The sequence below is a fragment of the Altericroceibacterium spongiae genome (genome assembly GCF_003610805.1).
Lineage (GTDB): Bacteria > Pseudomonadota > Alphaproteobacteria > Sphingomonadales > Sphingomonadaceae > Altericroceibacterium > Altericroceibacterium spongiae.
In genome coordinates, this window is record NZ_RAPF01000004.1 from 196,164 (window position 1) to 215,714 (window position 19,551).

Sequence of the window (19,551 nt, forward strand, 5' to 3'; positions counted from 1 at the left end):
GTCTCCCGGCTGCCTTCGGGGCGCGCTTAGCTGCGCGCTCCGGCAGTTGCCTTTTCATTCTTTTCCCGGCGCGGTTCTTTCTTCATCAGCAGCGATTTGAGATCGAATTTACTGAGCAGCGAGACGGGGCCGCTTTCTTCCAGCTTCACATCTTCATCGCTGCCGATGGCGGCAAGCGTGGCGGCCATTTCGCGGATCGGCGCGGTGGTTCGGCTGGCGGGGCTGGCCGCCACCAGCGTCTGGCCCAGTTTCGCGGCATTCACTGCGGCTTTGTAATCATAGGGTACGGCATAATTGATCCTGCGCTCGACGGAGCTTTCGAAATCGCTGCGGCTGATTTCGCCGCCCGTGCCCTGCATTTTGTTGGCGACGAGCACGATCTGCGTGCCGGGTGCATTCTGTTTGAGCCATGCCAGCAGGCGGATCGTGTCGCGCGCCGAAGCGAGCGTCATTTCCACCACCAGCACCACCACATCGACCCGTTCCAGCACATGCGGGAAATTGATGAGAATGCTGCGCGGCATGTCGATCACCATCATGTCGAAAGCGTCGCGAAATTCGTCTTCGAGCTGGATAAAGGCGGAACCGTCGGTCAGCAGCGGAGAACTGATCGGGCTTTCTGCCGAGAGTATCGACAGACGTTCATTGGCCTGAATCGTGGCGCGTTCGAGAAATAATCCGTCGATCCGGCTGGGATCGTCGATCGCATCGGCGAGCCCGCGGCCCGGTTCGAGATCGAGCGCCAGCGCATCGGTGCCGAAATGAATGTCGAGATCGAGCAGGCCGGTGCTTTTCTTGTGTTCGGAGCTGAACTGCCAGGCGAGCGAAGTTGCCAGCGAGGAGGCACCGACACCGCCGCGGGTCCCCACAATGGCGGTGCAGATATGGCGAACGGGGCTATCCGCTTCCTGCGGGCGCGGCTGGGTAAAGATTGCCTGCGCCTGCTGCAGCGTATCGCGTATCTGGCTCGGCTGGAGCGGTTTCAGCAAATAATCGTGAATCCCGCTGGCGAGCAGATCGCGATAGAGCCGCACATCGTTGACCGTGCCAAGCGCAATCACCACCGTGCCCGGTTCGCAGACTTCGGCCAGTGCGTTGATCTCATTGAGCGGATCGCTGCATTCGGACAGATCGACCATCAAAATTGCCGGGCTGGAAGCAATCGACAGCGACTGGACGGCGCTGCGCAGACCGCCTTTGGCGACCTTTTCCGGGGCCCAGCCCATTTCCACCGCCATCGGCCGGATGGCATCCACCGTCAGTTCGTCGCAGATAAAGGCGGCGAAGGGGTCGCGATTGGCGGGCAGAGAGCCTTTCCATGGTGCATTCATGGTTCAGTCCTCCTCCGTTGTGGCCGAGGCCGAGCCATTTTTGAGGAAATTGAGATCCTCATTGGCCGTGGCACCGGTGGCCGCCTGATTGCGATAGGCCGCGATGGCCTTGTTCGATGTCATGATCCGGGTGCTGTCCGGATCTTCTGCCCCGCGAATGAGATCCTCGGGGTCCGCCACCATGGCTGCGAGATTGGCATTGGTCGCACAGCCGAAATTGCGCGCGGTTTCATTGCTGTAATGGGCGGAATCGTCGTCGCTCCAGTCCGGGCAGCCGGGCACATGCGCGCTCGAGCGCATCACTGTGACGCGGACCATGCCCGGTTCGATGGTCGTGGCACTGGCGGGCATCGCTTCGCTCAGCGTCAGGCCATAACGGCCTGCCAGCGCAGCGACATCTCTGGCGACAGCCCCGCCGCCCGCCGGATCGCTCACGGCGATACGGTCACCATAGCCGACATCCATGGCGGCGAACCAGCCGGCCAGCCGCTGCCGTTCGGGGGCGGTGAGGCCGCCGGTGCCCGCGCGCAGATCGAGCGCATAGCTGCCCCGTTCGACCACCGGCTGGCGGGCAGAATAGAGCGTGCGATTGGCCGGACCGGCACTGTTGCAGCCGCTAAGCGCGGTTCCGGCGGAGAGGAGGAAGACCGCGGCAAGCGCGCCTTTGGTGCAAGGAGCCATCGGAAAAGCCTTTCTCATTCGAAACTGAAGCCGGGTTCGGCTGTCTCTTCTGGTGTATCCTGAGCGCGGTTGCGCGGATCGTCCGGAGTCGCTCCGCTGCGGGCGGGTTGCCCGTCCTCGGGTGCGGCAAGGCGCGGCACAGGGCGCGGTTCTTCCGTTGTCGAGCCGGTTTCTCCGCCGAAAAACTGCTGAGTCGCAGTAGCTGCCTTGAATCCGTCGGTCGGCAAAGCGATGTCATTCGCATTGACCGGTTTCACCAGATAGGGCGTGACCACGATAACCAGTTCGGTCTGCCCTTTCTGGAATTCGGTCGATTTGAACAGATTGCCAAGGATCGGCACATCGCCGAGGCCCGGCGCCTTGCGGATCATATTTTGCGAGCTGTTGGAGAGCAGACCTGCAATCATGAAGCTCTGGCCCGAGCCGAGCTCCACCGTGGTTTCGGCCCGCCTGACAGTCAGCGCAGGGATCTGGAATCCCTCGATACTGACCGCACCTTCGCTGGTCAGTTCGGACACTTCGGGGCGCACGCGCATCGAAATCCGGCCATTGCTCAGCACGGTCGGTGCATAGCGCAGGCTGACGCCATATTTGCGATATTCGATGGTAACGCCGTTATTATTGCCGTTACTGACCGGGATCGGATATTCACCGCCGGCGAGAAATTCTGCTGCTTCACCCGAAAGCGCCGTCAGATTGGGTTGCGACAGGGTGGTGACGAGGCCGTTTTGTTCGGCGAGATCGAGCGCGCCCGTAAGGTCGAGGCCGAGAAATTTGCCGAACCCGCCAATCGTGGTGCCATCGGCCACGCCGTTCACCGAAACGTCGTCACCATTCACGGCCAGATTGGCACGTCCCTGCGAAATGCCGAATTTAAACCCGCCGGTCGAATCGCGGCTTTGCAGATTGGCACCCAGGGCGCGGACCAGCGTGCGGTTTACCTCGGCGAAGCGGACCTGCAGATTGACCTGCAACGGCGTGGCGGTGCGCAGGCGGGAGACCACATTGGTGCCGTCCCCCACAAAGGCGGTGACGAGCCTTTCGACTTCGGCTGCATCTTCGGGCTGCGCGACCGTGCCGGTCAGCAACACCATATTATTGCCCATGGTGGCGACGGAAATTTTCGCTTCGGGCATGGCGAGCGCGAGCATCTGATCGATGCTCTGAATATTATTGCCCACGCGGATATTGGCCGACCAGATGATATCGCCCGCCGCATTGCTAGCATAAAGCGTGGTCTCGCCGCCCGATTTGCCGAACACATAGAGCTGGCGCGCAGATTTGACCTGCACATCGGTAATCGAATCATTGGCCACAAAGACATCGGCCATGGCGCCTGGCACATTGACCAGATGGCCACGCCCGATCGACAGGGAGATATCCTGCGCGGGAGAAACGATGGCTGAAGATGCCATTGCCGAGGATGCGATGGCCGAGGATGTGATGGATTGCGCTCCGGCAGGCGAAACGGGCAGCATGGCGAGACCCATCAGCGCGCAGCTCGTTCCCAGCGCGATTTTGCAAAAACGGGATGTCATTTCGAATCCTTTCCGACCGGAACGATCACCGTGTTGTTACCGCGTGAGACACGGACGACGGGGCCGCTGATCCTGGGCGCGGCAGTGTCGTTCGTCGGCTGCGAGCCCATAACGACCGGCTGAAGCGGCGGACGTGAGGGAGCCGGGGCCGGCATTGTGCTGGGCTGATAGCGCGAAATATCGCCCCCGGTGACATAGCTGCTCTGCCCGTCATGCGGATAGCTCAGCGCTGTTTTCAGCAGCCTTTCTTCTTCTTCGGGTGTGGCGTCGGCCGGCAATTCGATTTCGCCCGAGGCCAGTGCCTGCTCCAGTTCGGACTGGTTGTCGGCAATCGAGCGCAGTGACAGGGTGATCGTGCCGACATTTTGCGCGACGGCGACCTTTTCCGCGATTCGCGGTGTCACTTCGAGCGTCACATTGCTGAAGCCGCGCACTTCGGTCATTCCGTCTTCGGTCTTGCCGCTAGAGGTAGAACGGTCGGTGGCGAGCACACGTATATTGCGCAGAATGGTCTCCGCCGTGTTGAAAGCCTGTCCCTGTCCTTCCTTGATAGTCTGCGAAAGCACCAGATCGACGCGGTCCCCCGGAAAGACGAAACCGGCGACACCGGTATTCTCCGAGACGGGCACGGTAACGGCGCGCATACCGGGGCCGAGAGCGGCGGCCAGAAAACCGCGATCGCCCGGTGCGACGAGCGAGCCTTTGGTTACCGGTTCTCCGGCTGTAACCGGATAGCGAACAACCGTGCCGAGCAGATCGGCCATGTCGTCCGCACCTTCGGTGAAATAGACATCTTTCATCAGTTTTTGCGGCCATTCCTGATAGGCGACCGATTCGGCTGTGAGGATGGTGCCAACAGGCAAAGCGCGTTTGGCGACCAGCACTTTCGGGCCGGCCGGTACGGTGCTGGCCGCTTCGGCCAGAGGCGCGGAAGACCCGGTTAACAGGCTTCTCGCTGCGAGCGCCGTGCCGATGGCGACGATTAACGCGCCCACCAGCAATATGAGCTTTCTTTTATCCATGGTGCTGAGCACCCCTTTGCGAACCCATTGATCTCTTTGGAGACTTTCTGGCGGCTAAATGGTTAAAATCTGGTTCAACCCGCGATGGCTGCAGTGGATGAAGCCGCAGGCAGGTAATGCGCGCCGAGCACCAGCAGGCTCGCCGACGCAATGGCCACGCCATAGGGAATTGCGATTTTGGTCTTCTTGCGGCGCATCACATGCCAGCCGCCGAACAGGACGGTCAGGACACCGCCGATCAGCGCCATGAGCACGATCATTTGCAGGAACAGCGCAGGTTCGATCCACAGAGCGAGCGCGGTCAGCAGTTTGACATCGCCGCCGCCCATTCCGCCGAGCGCGAAGAGCCCTGCCAGAACGACGAAAGTGACCAGCGCCAGGCCGATCTGCCAGGCAATATCGGGCCAGAGATCCATTCCGCTGGCTAACCAGAAAAGGGGGGCGCCGACAGCCACTGCCAGATTGAGCCAGTTGGCGATTCGGCGCGATGTCAGGTCGGTTATGGCGGCGATGACGAGCGCAATTGCCAAGGCGGCAAGCAGCCCGTACTGGATCATCTCATTCACTTCTGGTGCCCCTTTTTTTTGCTTTGGGCGTTGCGACGATCCGATGGTTAACGAGCATGACTTACCAAACGGTAACCAGACCGAGCCGAATCGTAATCACACTGCAATAAAGTGAGGAGAGTGGTCCGTTTATGATGTCCCGGCCTGCCAGTTCCTTCGATCGCCGGTCCATTCCTGCCCAGGCGCGGGAAGGATACTGGCAAGCCATGGATGGCCATCAGATCCGCCGGATAGACTGGTCGGCCCCGGCAGACCGGCCGGTGCGCGGCTCGCTGCTGTTCATGCCGGGGCGTGGCGATTCTTATGAAAAATATCTCGAAACGCTCGATCACTGGGCGCGGCAGGGCTGGCAGGTCAGTGCGGCGGACTGGCGCGGGCAGGCAGGGTCTGGCCGTCTGGGGGCCGATCCGGTGACCGGCCATGCCGACGATTTCGGCCTGTGGGTATCGGATTTACGGGATTTCTGGGCGCAATGGCGGTCTCACAGGCCGGGGCCGCATGTACTGGCGGGCCATTCCATGGGCGGTCATCTTACTTTGCGTGCGGTGGCGGAAGGTGCCGTGCAGCCCGATGCACTGATTCTGTCGGCGCCGATGCTGGGTGTGCTGCCGCAATCGGTGCCCAGTATCGTGCTGCATCAGGCAGCCCGGTTCATGAACTGGCTCGGCGACTCGAAACGGCCTGCCTGGAAATGGAGCGAGAAGCCGGGAGAATTGCCCACCGGTCGCGAAGCTTTGCTTACCCATGACGATGATCGCTATCGCGATGAACAATGGTGGCGCGATAAGCGTCCTGAGCTGGTGATGGGGCCGGGAAGCTGGGGCTGGGTGCGCAGCGCGCTCGCTTCGATTCGCCTGCTGGAACGGCCCGGCATTCTCGAAGCGATTGAAATTCCGGTTTTTCTTCTGGCTACGCGGGCGGATAAGCTGGTCAGTTTTTCGGCGATAGAGCGGGCCGGTGCACGCCTTCCGCATGGCGAAACACTCTTTTTCGGCCAGGAAGCCGCGCATGAAATTTTGCGGGAAATCGACCCTGTGCGCAATCGGGCCCTTGAAGCGCTGGACGATTTCCTTGATCGGCTGCCGACATCATGAGTGAACATTTCAGGATTGCCATCGTCGGTGCCGGTATGGCCGGGGCCAGTCTTGCCGCCGAATTGTCCGATACGGATTCGGTCCTGCTGCTGGAGGCAGAGGAACGACCGGGCTATCATGCCACGGGGCGGTCCGCCGCCTTCTGGACCGAGAGCTATGGCGGTCCGCTGATTCAGCCGCTCACCACCGCTTCCGGGCGCTTTTTGCGCGATGGCGGCTTTCTCAGGAATCGCGGTGCGCTCACGCTCGCGCGGGCCGATCAGGAAGTCGGGCTGGAGGATTTCGTCCACCGTTTCGCAACGGCTGGCGTGCAGATCGAATGGACCGACCGCCACCGGGCGGCGGAGATGGTGCCCGGCCTCGACAAACAATGGGCCTTCGGTGCGTTCGAACCCGATTGCAGCGATATCGATGTCGCTGCGCTGCATGCGCATTATCTCAAACTGGGCAAGGAGCAGGGCGTCGCTCTGCACTGCCGTTCTCAACTGGTGGCGGCTGAGCGGACGGAGCGCGGCTGGACCATCGAAACCGCGGCAGGCGAGCAGTTTACCTGCGAAATTCTCGTCAATGCGGCCGGAGCCTGGGCGGACAAGGTGGCCGATCTTTGCGGATTGCCGCGTATCGGGGTGGAACCCTATCGCCGCACCATGGTGCAGCTTGCGGTCAATCCTGCTCCTGCGGATGAGCTGCCGCTCACATTCGATCTCGATGGCAGTTTCTATTTCAAGCCAGAACATGGCAGCTTGTGGCTCAGTCCGCATGACGAAACCACGTCCGAACCCTGTGATGCCGCGCCCGAGGAAATGGACGTAGCCGTGGCGATCGACCGGCTCGAACAGGCGGTCAACTGGACTGTCGACCGGGTCGAACATCGCTGGGCGGGTCTGCGCAGCTTCGCGCCCGACCGCCTGCCCGTCTATGGTTTCGACCCGGAAGATAAGGCGTTTTTCTGGTTTGCCGGGCAGGGCGGTTTCGGCATTCAGACCGCTCCGGCGGCGGCCCGTCTCGGCAGCCAGCTGCTGCGCAATAGCGGGCGCGATGCCATGACTATGGGACTGACGCCGGATCTCTATTCACCGGCCCGTTTCCGCTGATGACAATGCTCGCCTGACGGCCTTCTGGCCGGGCTGTCGGGCGAGAAAAACCTGCTTTCAGGGCGTTTTAGTCCCCTCGCGCCAGAGCTTCCGCTGCATCGCTGGCGAGCCGGTCTACCCGCTCGTTCTCTTCATGGCCGTCATGCCCTTTGACCCAGTGCCACTCGATCTTGTGGGCTTTGGCAGCGGCGATCAGCTCATGCCACAGATCGGCATTGCGCACCGGCTTCTTGCTGGCTGTAATCCAGCCCTTCTTTTTCCATCCGTGGACCCATTTTGTGATCCCGTCGATCACATATTTGCTGTCGGAATACAGATCGACTTCGCACGGTTCGATCAGCGCATTGAGGCCCTTGATAACCGCCGTCATTTCCATGCGGTTATTGGTGGTGTCCGGTTCGGCGCCGGACAGTTCCTTTTCGTGCCGCCCCATGCGCAGGAGCACGCCCCAGCCGCCGGGGCCCGGATTGCCCTTGCAGGCACCGTCGGTGAAAATCTCTACCCGTTTCATGAATGTTCCATGCCCTAGCCAGCGGCGGGAGGGAAGGCTCCGGGAAAGGCCTTTGCGCCATTTTGTGCATAGAACTGGAGACGCCGGGCAAAATCCATCGGGTCCTTACGCGTGACGAGTGCATCGGCCGGTGTGTTGAGCCAGTCATAAGCACGTGTGGCGATAAAACGCATGGCGGCGGCCTGTCCCAAAACGGGCAGTGCGTCGCGTTCCTCCTCGGTAAGCGGACGGCGCGACTGATAACCTGCAATAAGCGCTGTGGCGATATCCTCGCGGAAAGTGCCGTCCGCCGTGAAGGACCATGCTGCATGGGTTACAGCCAGATCATAGGCGGTGAGATCGTTGCAGGCGAAATAGAAATCGATAAGGCCGCGCACTTCGTCGCCCAGCATCAGCACATTATCGGGGAACAGATCGGCATGGATCACCGATTGCGGCAGATGATCCGGCCAGTGGACGGCGAGGAAATCCATCCGGTCTGCGACCAGAGCGGGCAGGGCGGGATCGATACTGGCAAGTCCGTCCTTGCCGCATTGTCCGAAAAGATCGCGCCATGCGGAAAGCCCCATGGAATTGGCGCGGCTCTGCGGGAAGTCCTGTGCATCGATATGCAGCCCGGCAAGGGCGATGCCGACGGCTTCGGCCTGCGCCGGGGTGGGCGTGTCGATAGAAACGCCGGACAAAAATTCGATCAGCGCCACGGCCTTGCCGTCCATCATGCGATAGGGCGCACCGTCGCGATCGTGGATGGTGCGCGGAACCGGGCTGCCTTTGGCTGCCAGATGATCGAGCAGGCCGAGAAAGAAGGGCAGATCGTCCAGCTCCACCCGATTCTCATACATGGTGAGAATGAAGCGCCCCCCGGTCGTGTCGATCAGCCAGTTGGAATTGGACACCCCTTCGGCAATGCCTTTGGAGGAGATGACGTCGCCGACATCGTAATGGCTGAGCAGACGCGCGAAATCGTCCGCGGAGAGATGCGTATAGACTGCCATGCGGTTTCCTTCTCAGGCGAGCTGACGCGGCAGCTTGAAGACCATTTTTTCCTCGGCCGAAGTCAGTGTATGTTCTTCGACCACGCGCCATTCAGACAGTTTGTCGACCACTTCGCGGACCAGCTCTTCGGGTGCGGAGGCGCCTGCTGTCAGGCCGACCGTTCCCACGCCTGCGAGCCATTCCTCCTGAATTTCGCTGGCGCGCTGGATCAGCTTCGCAGAGGTGCCGCAGCGTTCGGCAACTTCCACCAGACGCAGCGAATTGGATGAATTGGGCGCGCCGATGACAAGCACCAGATCGCTGCCCGGTGCGATGCTTTTGACCGCCGCCTGCCGGTTGGAGGTGGCGTAGCAGATATCTTCCGCCTTGGGGCCGACAATATGCGGGAACCGTTCTTTCAGCGCATCGACAATAGCAGCGGTATCGTCCACCGAAAGCGTCGTCTGGGTCAGAAAAGCGAGCGGCTGCTCCGGAGCGAAATCGAGCGTGGCGACATCTTCCAGCGTTTCTACCAGCGTCATGCCGCCGGGATCGACCTGGCCGAATGTGCCGATCACTTCGGGATGGCCGCGATGGCCGATAAACAGAATATGCCGCCCGGCTTCGATCTGGCGTTCGGCCTGACGGTGCACTTTGCTGACCAGCGGGCAGGTTGCATCGACATAGGTCAGCTTGCGCGCTTCGGCTTCGGCGGGCACGGATTTGGGCACACCATGCGCGCTGAATACGACCGGCACATCATCGGGTACCTGATCGAGTTCCTCGACGAAAATCGCACCCTTGGCTTTCAGCGAATCCACGACATAGCGATTATGGACGATTTCATGCCGGACATAGACCGGCGCACCGTAGCGTTCGAGCGCCCGTTCGACGATTTCGATAGCCCTGTCCACACCGGCACAAAATCCGCGCGGGGCGGCAATCAGGAGCGTAAGGGCTGATTTTTCGCCTTTTGCGGGCGGATTTGGAAAGGGCGCGTTCATGGGGCTGTCTCTAGCGGTTGTGAGGCTGCGGCGAAAGGGCTAGGACCGCCGCGACTGCCTTGAAAGGGAATATTGATGAAATTTCGCCATCCTCTCCTGATTGCGACCGTTGCCGCCGCCGCTCTTGCCGGGTGCCGTTCGGAAGGCGATCTCGTGGTGGAACAAGGGGTGGGCATCACGGCCCTGCGCTCTGTCTGCCCGGCTGTGGGTGTTCCCGATTATACGGGCGATGTCACATTGTTCTCACCGGCCGATGCGCGCACCGCCGATGCCATTGACCTTGTGGCGGATATTACCAATGTGCAGTCGCAATGCGACGATAGCAGCGATCAGGTCTATGCCACGGCGACTTTCGACGTTTATGCCCGCCGCACCCATACGCAGGGCGCACGCACGGTGGAACTGCCCTATTTCTCCACAGTGATGCGCGGGTCCAGCGCGGTGGTTGCAAAGCGTGTCGGCACAGTGACGCTGCAATTTGCCGATGGCGAAGCACTCGCCCACACCACGGCGAAGGCGGGGGCCTATATCGACAAGGCCGAAGCCACTTTGCCCGAGGATATTCGGGAGCGCATTACCCGTAAGCGCAAGGCCGGGGATGCCGATGCGGCGGTCGATCCGCTGAACGATCCCGAAGTGCGGGCCGCGCTCAACCGCGCCAATTTCGAACTTCTGGTGGGTTTCCAGCTCAGCGAATCGCAGATCGCCTATAACGCCACGAAATAAGGCGCCGGATACGGCCGGTCAGTCGGCGGAGAAGCTCCGGAAATTCGAAGCATGTAGCGCCGGGCCCTTCTGCGTCTTCCCCAAGCGGCAAATTGCCGCTAACGGGCGGCCATGTCCGAAACGCAAACTCTCCATGCGGCTTTTGCCGCGAAGATCGATGCAGTGCTCGAAGCGCTGGAAGCCGAAGCCGTTCTGCCTGCCGGTGTTAGCCGAAGCAATGTGACGGTGGAGCCCCCGCGCGATCCTTCGCATGGTGATCTGGCCACCAATGCGGCCATGGTTCTGGCCAAGCAGGCGAAGACCAATCCGCGTGCGCTGGCGGAAAAGATCGTGGAGAAACTGTCCGACGATCCGCTGATCGATGCGGCGGAGATCGCCGGGCCGGGTTTCATCAATCTGCGACTCGCCAATGCTAACTGGCTGCGCGAGATCGGCACTATCGCCGCATTGAAAGGCGATTATGGCCGCTCCGTGCGCGGAGCAGGCCGGACGGTCAATGTCGAATATGTTTCGGCCAATCCCACCGGGCCCATGCATATGGGCCATTGCCGCGGCGCGGTGGTGGGCGATGCGCTGGCGGCGCTGCTCGAATATGCCGGACATACGGTGATCCGCGAATATTACGTCAACGATGCCGGGGCGCAGGTGCAGACGCTCGCCCGTTCGGCGCATCTGCGTTATCGCGAGGCGCTGGGCGAGGATATCGGCGAAATCCCCGAAGGATTTTATCCGGGCGATTACCTCAAACCGGTCGGGCAGAAACTGGCTGATGAATTCGGCGATGCCTATGTTGCAGCGCCCGAAAGCGAATGGCTCGGCCTGTTCCGCGAGAAATCGGTCGCAGCGATGATGGATATGATCCGCGCCGACCTCGCCATGCTGGGGATCCATCACAATGTCTTTGCTTCGGAAGCCGAATTGCAGGCGGCCGGTAAGCCCGAAGCCGCCGAGAAATGGCTGCGGGCGCATGATCTGGTCTATGACGGTGTGCTCGAAGCGCCCAAGGGCAAGACCCCCGAAGACTGGGAGCCTGTGGAACTGCCACTGTTCCGCTCCACACGGTTCGGCGACGATCAGGACCGCCCGATCAAAAAGAGCGACGGCAACTGGACCTATTTCGGCGCCGATCTGGCTTATCACATGCAGAAAGCTGAAAAGGCCGACGAGCTGATCGATATATGGGGTGCCGATCATGCGGGTACCGTCAAGCGGATCAAGGCTGCCGTGGCTGCCTTGTCCGAGGGCGAAGGCAAACCGATTCCCTTCGATGTGAAGCTGGTCCAGATGGTGCAGCTTCTGCGCGGCGGCGAACCGGTGAAAATGTCCAAACGCTCGGGCAATTTCATCACCATCGCCGATATGGTGGAAGAAGTGGGCAAGGATGTGGTGCGTTTCACCATGCTCACCCGCAAACCCGAAGCGCAGATGGATTTCGATTTCGCCAAAGTGGTGGAAGCGAGCAAAGACAATCCGGTTTTCTATGTGCAATATGCCCATGCCCGGATCGCCTCTACCCGGCGCAAGGCGGCGGCGGAAAATATCCATCCTGCAGATGATTCGCTCGACCTGCTGGGCGAAGCGGAACTCGCTCTCGTGAAGCTGGCCGCGCAATTTCCGCGTCAGGTCGAAGCCGCTGCGCAGGCGCGCGAACCGCATCGCATCGCCTTCTATCTCTACGATCTGGCGGCTGCTTTCCATGCCTTCTGGAATCTGGGCAATGACGATCCTTCCAAGCGGATTATCTTGTCAGATAAGGTTAATTTGACGCAAAGCAGATTGTTCATGGCGGATCAGATCGGGCAGGTTATCCGTAACGGTCTGGCTTTGCTGGGTGTGGAGGCTGTCGAGGAGCTGTGAGTCATGAATGCAGGAACGGGCAGTGAGGACAAACGGTCTTTCGCAAGCGAAGGCCTGATGAATCTCGGCGATCCGGTACGCGATGGCGCGGCTTTTGCCGACGATGAAAGCCTGCCATGGCTGGAAGCGGATGAGGAAGAGGACGGCACAGGCGTCGATTCTTCACGCATTATCGGTTTCGCACTGGCCGGTTTCCTTATTCTTGCGGTGATTGTCGGCGGCCTCTGGTGGTATTTCAATGCCAGCGATGAAACGACTCTGATGCCCGATGGCAGCACGGTTGCGGCACCCGAAGGGCCGTATAAGACAAAGCCCGAGGATCCGGGCGGCATGACATATCGCGGCACAGGCGATACCAGCTTTGCAGTCGGCGAAGGCCAGTCGCGCGAAGGCAGGGTCGCCGAAACACCTCTGGAACCGGAGAAAAGCGCACAGGCTGCACAGGCCGATACCAAGCGCGAAGCGATCGCTCAGCCTGCTGAAAAGGGGCAGAGTCCGGGCGTGGGCGTGCAGGTCGGTGCTTATACCAGCAAAGAGAGCGCAAGGCAGGGCTGGGTGGAGCTTACAAGACGCTATTCCTCGCTTGACGGGGTGAAGCATCGCATTGTCGAAGGGCAGGCCGATATCGGCCATGTCTTCCGTTTGCAGGCAGTGGCAGCTACCCGCGCTGAAGCCAAAGCGCTTTGCAATGCGCTGAAGGCACAGGGCGGCGCCTGTCAGGTTAAACGCTAGGGCTCACTGCGTTCAGTCAACCTGCATCGCAGGATGATAATCCAGCGGAATTCGGGAGTGATGACCAGGCATCTCTCCCACCTTGCGCAATGGGTCGATTGCTGCGAATCTGGCCAGTATGACACCAGCAATTTTCGGCCTGTCCGGCCCTGTTCTTACCGATGATGAACGTGCCTTTTTTCGCGAAAGCGATCCGGCGGGTTATGTGCTGTTCGGGCGTAATGTTGAAAATCGCACCCGACTGCGAGCGCTGACCGATTCGCTGCGCGATATTCACGGGCGTGAGCGGCTGTTCATTTCGATCGATCAGGAAGGGGGGCGTGTCGCCCGGATGAAGCCGCCCGAATGGCGCGCTTTCCCGCCTGCTGCGGTGTTCGACCGGTTATACGATCTGGCTCCGGCCAGCGCCATCGAAGCGGCGCGAGCCAATGGCCATGCACTGGGGCTCGATCTTGCCGAAGCGGGTATCACAGTGGATTATACGCCGCTGCTCGATGTCCGGCAGGATGGCGCGCATGATGTGATCGGAGACCGCGCTCTGGGCCATGATCCTTTGCGTGTGGCGGCGCTGGGACGCGCCGTGCTTCAGGGGCTGGAGCGCGCGGGTATTGCCGGTTGTATCAAACATATGCCCGGCCATGGCCGGGCCGGGGCGGACAGCCATAAGGAATTGCCCGTCGTGACCGCTTCTGCGCAGGCGCTGGAAAGCGACCTCGCCGCCTTCCGTCCGCTCGCCGATACGCCGCTGGGGATGACAGCGCATGTCCGCTATACGGCCTGGGACAGTGATAACCCCGCGACACAATCTGCGCGCGTGATCGAAGATATCATTCGTGGTTCCATCGGCTTTTCGGGTCTGCTGCTGACCGACGATCTCGATATGCAGGCTCTGTCGGGCACGGTGCCCGAACGCGCTGTGCGGGCGCTGGAAGCAGGGTGTGAGATTGCGCTGAACTGCTGGGCGAAGATGGACGATATGGAAGGTATTGCTGCGTGCCTTCCGGCAATGAGCGATACCGTGCGTGCGAAACTCGATCGCGCGCTGGCTGTGACAGGCGCTGTGGCCGGTAAAGCGGCAGCGGGCGAACAGGCCGATCTGCTGGCGAAGCGCGATGCTTTGCTCGCTCTGGTGGAGCAAACTGCGTGAGCGAACCCGGCCGGGCCGAAGATGCGCTGCCAACCGGCTCCGGACACGGCTTCGCCGGTGAGCCGGGGCAGGCCGGAGATGACAAGCTCTATCTTGAACTCGATGGCTGGGAAGGGCCGCTCGACCTGCTGCTCGATCTTGCGCGGCGGCAAAAGGTCGATTTGCGGCGGATTTCGATCCTCGAACTGGTCGATCAGTATCTCGACTATATCGATCAGGCAGAGGCACTGAAGCTGGAACTGGCGGCGGATTATCTCGTGATGGCGGCCTGGCTGGCTTATCTCAAATCGGCGATGCTGCTGCCCAAGGAAGAGCAGGAAGATCCCAGTCCCGAAGAACTCGCTTTGCGGCTGCAATTGCGGCTCCAGCGCCTCCATGCGATGCGCGAGGCGGCGGCCCGGCTGATGGCGCGGGACCGGCTGGGGCGCGATGTGTTCGCCCGCGGTGCGCCAGAAGGGCTGCGCGTTCTGAAACGCAATGCCTGGGATTGCGACTGGTTCACGCTCATCCAGACCTATGGCCAGCTTCGGGCGCGCACGCAGCCCGCTGTGCATATGGTACGCGAACGGCCTGTCATGACGCTCGACAGCGCTCTGGAACGTGTCTCTTCGATGCTGGGCGTTACGCTTAAATGGATTGAATTGCGGGAATTTCTGCCGGTGGATGCCGAAGCGAGACTGCGCAAATCGGCACTGGCTTCCAGTTTCGTCGCCGCGCTCGAGCTCGCCCGGCTGGGCAAGGCGGAGCTGCGGCAGGACAGCACTTTCGGCCCGCTTCATCTGCGACGGCTCAACTGATGAGCGAGGGGGGCGAACCAGATGATCTGGCGCGGGCGGTGGAAGCGATCCTGTTCGCGGCAGAAGAGCCCATGTCCGCCGATTCGATTGCGACCCATCTCAACGGTGCGGATGTGCGGCCCGCTCTGCGTGCCTTGCAGGCCCATTATGCACCGCGCGGTGTGCAGCTTGTCGAGCTGGGGAGGCGCTGGCAGTTCCGCACAGCCGCCGATCTCGCTCATCTCCTGCGGCCCGAGCGTGAGCAGGTTCGCCGCTTGTCGCGCGCGGCCACTGAGGTGCTGGCGATTGTCGCTTATCATGAGCCGGTCAGCCGTGCGGAGATCGAAAATATTCGCGGTGTGCAAACGGCCAAGGGCACACTCGACGTGCTGATGGAAGCGGGCTGGGTGCGGATCGCGGGGCGACGTGAAGTGCCGGGGCGCCCGGTCATCTATGCCACGACGCCCGATTTTCTTACCCATTTCGGCCTTTCCAGCCGCCGCGATCTTCCCGGAATCGATGAATTGAAGGCTGCCGGACTGCTCGATCCGGTCGAAGATGCTTATGACGCCCTGATGGGTGAGAGCGGCGAAAAGGCCGATATGTCGGACAATTCGAGCGATTCCGATGATGAGGCGCGGTCTGTGCTGGAAAAACCCGAAGAGAGCGAGTAGACAGGGGTTTAACGCAATTGGAGTTTTCCTGTGAATATCGGACCGTTTCAGATCCTGATTGTCGCACTCGTCATTCTCGTGCTGTTCGGCCGCGGCCGGATATCCGAAATGATGGGCGATTTCGGCAAAGGCGTGAAAAGCTTCCGCCAGGGCCTCAGTGAAGAGGAAAAAGCTGCTTCTTCCGAATCGAAACCGGCCCAGATTGAAGGGCCCTCGCATGAAGCCAAGCCTGCTTCCGAAGCTGCTTCCGAGCCGAAACCGGCCGACAAGACCACCCATTGATCTGCTGATCGAGCGCCGCCCATGTTAGATCTCGGCGCCAGCGAATTGTTGATGATCGTGGTGGTGGCGGTAATCGTCATCGGCCCGAAAGACATGCCGCTGGCTCTTCGCACCGCTGGACGCTGGATCGGTAAGTTCCGGCGCGTTTCCAGTCATTTCCGCACCGGCCTCGATGCGATGGTCCGTGAGGCGGAAATGGAGGAAATGGAAAAGAAATGGCGGGAGCAGAACGCCAAAATCATGGCTGAGAATCCGTCCCCGCCCTTGAACGAAGAGGATGCCGATGCGCTGCCTGCGCCTTCTGAAAGTGCAGGCGGCGAGGGTGATCTGAAGGTGACCGAAACAGACGATGTCGCTGCCGATTCTGCCAGTGCCGAGAGCCGCAAAGCAGGCGCAGAGCGCCCCGCAACAGGCGCTGAGAGCGAGACAAAGGCATCTGATATAAGCGGGACGTCCGCTGACGAGCCATCGGCATCGGCCGATCGCGCAACCCGTAATTCGTGAGCACCCGGATGGCGTTTCAAATCAAGGATATTGACGATACGCAGGCTCCGCTGCTCGAACATCTGATCGAATTGCGCGGGCGGTTGATGCGCTGCGTGATCGCTCTGGGTATCGCCTTTGCCGCCTGCCTCTATTTTGCCGACGATATTTTCGGCATTCTCGTACGCCCGCTGACGTCGGCCTTTCCGCCGGGGCAGGGGCGGCTGGTCTATACCAAGCTCTACGAAGCCTTTTTCGTCGAGATTAAAGTGGCGCTTTTCGCCGCCTTTTTCATCAGCTTTCCGATTATCGCCAATCAGCTCTGGGCCTTTATCGCGCCGGGGCTTTATGCCCGCGAAAAAAAAGCCTTTCTGCCCTTTCTGATCGCCACACCGGTGCTCTTCACGCTGGGCGGTTCACTGGCTTATTTCGTGGTGATGCCGATGGCCTTCAAATGGTTTCTCGGCTTCGAAGGTGTGTCGGGCGGGCTGAAACAGGAAGCGCTCCCTGCGATGGGCGATTATCTTTCGCTCGTCATGCAGTTCATTCTCGCTTTCGGGATCAGCTTTCTGCTGCCGGTGCTGCTGATGCTGCTCAATCGCGCCGGTCTGGTGACGCGCGCGCAACTGGTGACGATGCGGCGCTATGTCGTGGTGGGTGTGTTCGTTCTTGCAGCCGTCATCACGCCGCCCGATGTGGTGACGCAATTGTTGCTCGCCGCGCCGCTGCTGATCCTGTTCGAAGGCTCGCTCATCCTGATGTATTTCAGTGAGAAGAAAGAAGCCGAACTTCGTGCGGAGAAGGCTGAGGAGGATAAAGCCGAGGGCGGCGTAGCCGAGAATCGGGAAGCCTGACCGGGCCGCTTACACGAAGCTGTAGGGGTCGATATCCACGCCCACACGCACGCCGCGCGGAAAGTCCAGCGCGCCGAGCCATTCGCGGATGACCGTCTGCACCTGTGCGCTGCGCCGCGCATTAATCAGCAGGCGATAGCGATAGCGCCCGCGCAACAATGCCATAGGGGCGGGGGCCGGGCCGAGCACTGCGACATCGGGCAGTTCGGGGCGAGAGCCGCCGATGGCGCGCGCTGCATCGCGGGCTTCGGCTTCATCCTCGGATGATACGATAATCGCCGCCCAGCGGCCGAAAGGCGGCGCCCCGGCATGGCGGCGCGCTTCGGTTTCGGCGGTATAGAATGCATCGCGATCCCCCGCTGCCAGCGCCGCGATCACCGAAGCTTCGGGATGGCGGGTCTGGATCAGCACTTCACCCGGCTTGGAGCCGCGCCCGGCACGGCCGGCAACCTGCGCGATCTGCTGATAGGTCCGCTCCGCCGCGCGTAAATCGCCGCCTTCGAGGCCCAGATCGGCATCGACCACACCGACCAGAGTCAGTTCGGGAAAATGGAATCCTTTGGTTACAAGCTGCGTGCCGACGATCACATCGACCAGCCTTTCTTCGGCAAGCTGGACGAATTCGGCGGCCTTTTCGGGGGAATTGAGCGTGTCGGATGTGACCAGGGCGACACGCGCCTGCGGCAGCACTTCGCGCACTTCATCGGCGATCCGTTCGACACCGGGGCCGCAGGCGACCAGACAGTCTTCGGTACCGCATTCGGGGCAGGCGGGCGGTGGCGGGGTCTCATAACCGCAATGATGACAGGCAAGACGGCTGGAAAGGCGGTGTTCGACCAGCCAGGCACTGCAATTGGGGCATTGGAAGCGATAACCGCAATGGCGACACAGGGTCAGCGGCGCATAGCCGCGCCGGTTGAGGAACAGCAGCGACTGTTCGCCGCGTTCGAGCCGGGCGGTCATTTCCGCGACCAGCGGCGGGGCCAGCCAGCGCCCGCGTTCGGGTGGGGTTTCGCGTAAGTCGATGGTGGCGATTTCGGGCAATTGCGCCCCGCCGAAACGGCTGGCGAGGTCGATCTTTTCGTAAATTCCGCTTTCGGCCATTTGCAGGCTTTCCAGCGCGGGCGTAGCGCTGGCCAGAACCACCGGGATTTTCTCAAAACGGGCGCGCATGACCGCCACATCACGGGCATTATAGCGCACACCTTCATCCTGCTTGAAGGATATTTCATGCGCTTCATCGACCACGATCAGGCCAAGCGCGGCATAGGGCAGAAACAGCGCCGAGCGAGCACCCACGACCACCTGCGCGCCGCCCTGCGCGGGAGGTGTGGCGATAGCGCGCCATGCCCGCCGCCGTTCGGTGCTTTTGAGCGAGGAATGCCAGACCACCGGCGCGCTGCCGAAACGGTTTTCGAAGCGCCGCAGAAACGCTTCGGTCAGAGCGATTTCCGGGAGCAGCACCAGCACCTGCCGGTCGCTGGTCAGCGCTTCGGCAATAGCTTCGAAATATACTTCGGTCTTGCCCGAGCCGGTCACGCCATCGAGCAGAAAGGGGGCAAAGCCGCCCTTGCGCATTGCGGTGATGAAACGCTGCGCGGCTTCGTGCTGGCTGTCGCTGAGATCGGGCGCGTCGTGAGCCGGATGGGCGCGCGGATAGGGCCGGTCGCAATCGACCTCGACCGGTTCGAGCACGCCTTGCCCGACCAGCCCGCGCAACACGCCAACGCTGACTCCGGCAAGCTCGGCAAGTTCGCGCATTGTGGCCTGTTCGCCTTGCAACGCATCCAGCGCCTTTTCGCGCTGCGGTGTCATCCGGTCGGGCTGCTTATCGGTCAGACGATATTCGGTCATCGTTGCCGGGCCTTTGAGCGCACCGCCGCTCGCCAGTACCATGCGCGCCACCGAAGCGAGCGGCGCGCAATAATAATCGGCGGTCCATTCGATCAGCCGGCGCAATTCGGCTTTCAGAGGCGGAACCGGCAATTTTCCCAATAAAGGCCGTAACTTGGAATCCGGAACCTCGGTTGCGGGTAGCCGTTCGGGTTCCCAGACAATCCCGATAATCTGCCGGGGACCGAGCGGGGCGACCACCACCGATCCCGGTTCCACCTGCATAGTTTCGGGAACACGATAATCGAGCGGGCCGAGGGCGGCGTTGAATATGACAAGTCGGACGCGGTTCATGAGATGCCGCCTATATG

20 protein-coding genes are annotated in these 19,551 nt (G+C 61.2%); 11 read left to right on the plus strand and 9 right to left on the minus strand.

Annotated elements, in window-relative coordinates:
• Positions 1 to 26 precede the first annotated feature (26 nt).
• The 5 genes from D6851_RS09290 to D6851_RS09310 form a co-directional block, all read right to left on the minus strand.
• Positions 27 to 1,331: a pilus assembly protein CpaE gene (locus D6851_RS09290; RefSeq protein WP_120324618.1), complete on the minus strand. Its 1,305-nt coding sequence runs from the start codon at positions 1,329 to 1,331 to the stop codon at positions 27 to 29.
• 3 nt (positions 1,332 to 1,334) lie between these two features.
• Positions 1,335 to 2,012, minus strand: a complete 678-nt coding sequence (locus D6851_RS09295) for a CpaD family pilus assembly protein (RefSeq protein ID WP_120324771.1) — start codon at positions 2,010 to 2,012, stop codon at positions 1,335 to 1,337.
• 14 nt (positions 2,013 to 2,026) lie between these two features.
• Complete coding sequence (locus D6851_RS09300) at positions 2,027 to 3,550, minus strand: type II and III secretion system protein family protein (protein WP_120324619.1); 1,524 nt, start codon at positions 3,548 to 3,550, stop codon at positions 2,027 to 2,029.
• Positions 3,547 to 4,572: a Flp pilus assembly protein CpaB gene (gene cpaB / locus D6851_RS09305; protein ID WP_120324620.1), complete on the minus strand. Its 1,026-nt coding sequence runs from the start codon at positions 4,570 to 4,572 to the stop codon at positions 3,547 to 3,549. The genes D6851_RS09300 and cpaB overlap by 4 nt, the downstream gene beginning before the upstream one ends.
• Before the next feature lie 74 nt (positions 4,573 to 4,646).
• Complete coding sequence (locus D6851_RS09310) at positions 4,647 to 5,129, minus strand: A24 family peptidase (RefSeq protein ID WP_183030055.1); 483 nt, start codon at positions 5,127 to 5,129, stop codon at positions 4,647 to 4,649.
• Between the two features lie 140 nt (positions 5,130 to 5,269).
• On the opposite strand from D6851_RS09310, the gene D6851_RS09315 reads away from it, so the two are divergent.
• Together D6851_RS09315 and D6851_RS09320 are read left to right on the plus strand one after the other, a co-directional pair.
• On the plus strand, positions 5,270 to 6,232 hold the full coding sequence (locus tag D6851_RS09315; RefSeq protein ID WP_120324622.1) for an alpha/beta fold hydrolase: 963 nt from the start codon (positions 5,270 to 5,272) through the stop codon (positions 6,230 to 6,232).
• Positions 6,229 to 7,326: an NAD(P)/FAD-dependent oxidoreductase gene (locus D6851_RS09320; protein WP_120324623.1), complete on the plus strand. Its 1,098-nt coding sequence runs from the start codon at positions 6,229 to 6,231 to the stop codon at positions 7,324 to 7,326. Before D6851_RS09315 ends, D6851_RS09320 begins: the two co-directional genes overlap by 4 nt.
• A gap of 67 nt (positions 7,327 to 7,393) precedes the next feature.
• Here D6851_RS09320 and rnhA read toward each other — a convergent pair whose 3' ends face one another.
• The 3 genes from rnhA to ispH are packed head-to-tail and all read right to left on the minus strand — an operon-like array spanning position 7,394 to position 9,816.
• Positions 7,394 to 7,837 carry a ribonuclease HI gene (rnhA, locus tag D6851_RS09325; protein WP_120324624.1) on the minus strand — a complete coding sequence of 148 codons (444 nt, stop codon included), beginning with the start codon at positions 7,835 to 7,837 and terminating at the stop codon, positions 7,394 to 7,396.
• Between the two features lie 14 nt (positions 7,838 to 7,851).
• Positions 7,852 to 8,832, minus strand: a complete 981-nt coding sequence (gene thrB / locus D6851_RS09330) for a homoserine kinase (RefSeq protein ID WP_120324625.1) — start codon at positions 8,830 to 8,832, stop codon at positions 7,852 to 7,854.
• A gap of 12 nt (positions 8,833 to 8,844) precedes the next feature.
• Positions 8,845 to 9,816: a 4-hydroxy-3-methylbut-2-enyl diphosphate reductase gene (gene ispH / locus D6851_RS09335; protein WP_120324626.1), complete on the minus strand. Its 972-nt coding sequence runs from the start codon at positions 9,814 to 9,816 to the stop codon at positions 8,845 to 8,847.
• 75 nt (positions 9,817 to 9,891) lie between these two features.
• On the opposite strand from ispH, the gene D6851_RS09340 reads away from it, so the two are divergent.
• From D6851_RS09340 to tatC, 9 genes are all read left to right on the plus strand, one after another.
• A complete protein-coding gene (locus D6851_RS09340) occupies positions 9,892 to 10,542 on the plus strand; it encodes a hypothetical protein (RefSeq protein ID WP_120324627.1) in 651 nt (216 codons plus the stop codon).
• Between the two features lie 111 nt (positions 10,543 to 10,653).
• Positions 10,654 to 12,399: an arginine--tRNA ligase gene (gene argS, locus D6851_RS09345; RefSeq protein WP_120324628.1), complete on the plus strand. Its 1,746-nt coding sequence runs from the start codon at positions 10,654 to 10,656 to the stop codon at positions 12,397 to 12,399.
• Between the two features lie 3 nt (positions 12,400 to 12,402).
• Positions 12,403 to 13,131: an SPOR domain-containing protein gene (locus D6851_RS09350; protein WP_120324629.1), complete on the plus strand. Its 729-nt coding sequence runs from the start codon at positions 12,403 to 12,405 to the stop codon at positions 13,129 to 13,131.
• Between the two features lie 118 nt (positions 13,132 to 13,249).
• On the plus strand, positions 13,250 to 14,278 hold the full coding sequence (gene nagZ / locus D6851_RS09355; RefSeq protein WP_120324772.1) for a beta-N-acetylhexosaminidase: 1,029 nt from the start codon (positions 13,250 to 13,252) through the stop codon (positions 14,276 to 14,278).
• A 26-nt stretch (positions 14,279 to 14,304) separates the two neighbouring features.
• Positions 14,305 to 15,075 (plus strand): segregation and condensation protein A, encoded by a 771-nt coding sequence (locus D6851_RS09360; protein WP_183030056.1) that lies wholly within the window; start codon positions 14,305 to 14,307, stop codon positions 15,073 to 15,075.
• Positions 15,075 to 15,728: an SMC-Scp complex subunit ScpB gene (gene scpB, locus D6851_RS09365; protein WP_120324631.1), complete on the plus strand. Its 654-nt coding sequence runs from the start codon at positions 15,075 to 15,077 to the stop codon at positions 15,726 to 15,728. Before D6851_RS09360 ends, scpB begins: the two co-directional genes overlap by 1 nt.
• Before the next feature lie 36 nt (positions 15,729 to 15,764).
• Positions 15,765 to 16,010, plus strand: a complete 246-nt coding sequence (tatA, locus tag D6851_RS09370; protein WP_420797107.1) for a twin-arginine translocase TatA/TatE family subunit — start codon at positions 15,765 to 15,767, stop codon at positions 16,008 to 16,010.
• A 21-nt stretch (positions 16,011 to 16,031) separates the two neighbouring features.
• Positions 16,032 to 16,514, plus strand: a complete 483-nt coding sequence (tatB, locus tag D6851_RS09375) for a Sec-independent protein translocase protein TatB (protein ID WP_120324633.1) — start codon at positions 16,032 to 16,034, stop codon at positions 16,512 to 16,514.
• An 8-nt stretch (positions 16,515 to 16,522) separates the two neighbouring features.
• A complete protein-coding gene (tatC, locus tag D6851_RS09380) occupies positions 16,523 to 17,347 on the plus strand; it encodes a twin-arginine translocase subunit TatC (RefSeq protein ID WP_120324634.1) in 825 nt (274 codons plus the stop codon).
• 9 nt (positions 17,348 to 17,356) lie between these two features.
• Here tatC and D6851_RS09385 read toward each other — a convergent pair whose 3' ends face one another.
• Positions 17,357 to 19,534 (minus strand): primosomal protein N', encoded by a 2,178-nt coding sequence (locus D6851_RS09385; RefSeq protein ID WP_120324635.1) that lies wholly within the window; start codon positions 19,532 to 19,534, stop codon positions 17,357 to 17,359.
• Positions 19,535 to 19,551: the final 17 nt, after the last annotated feature.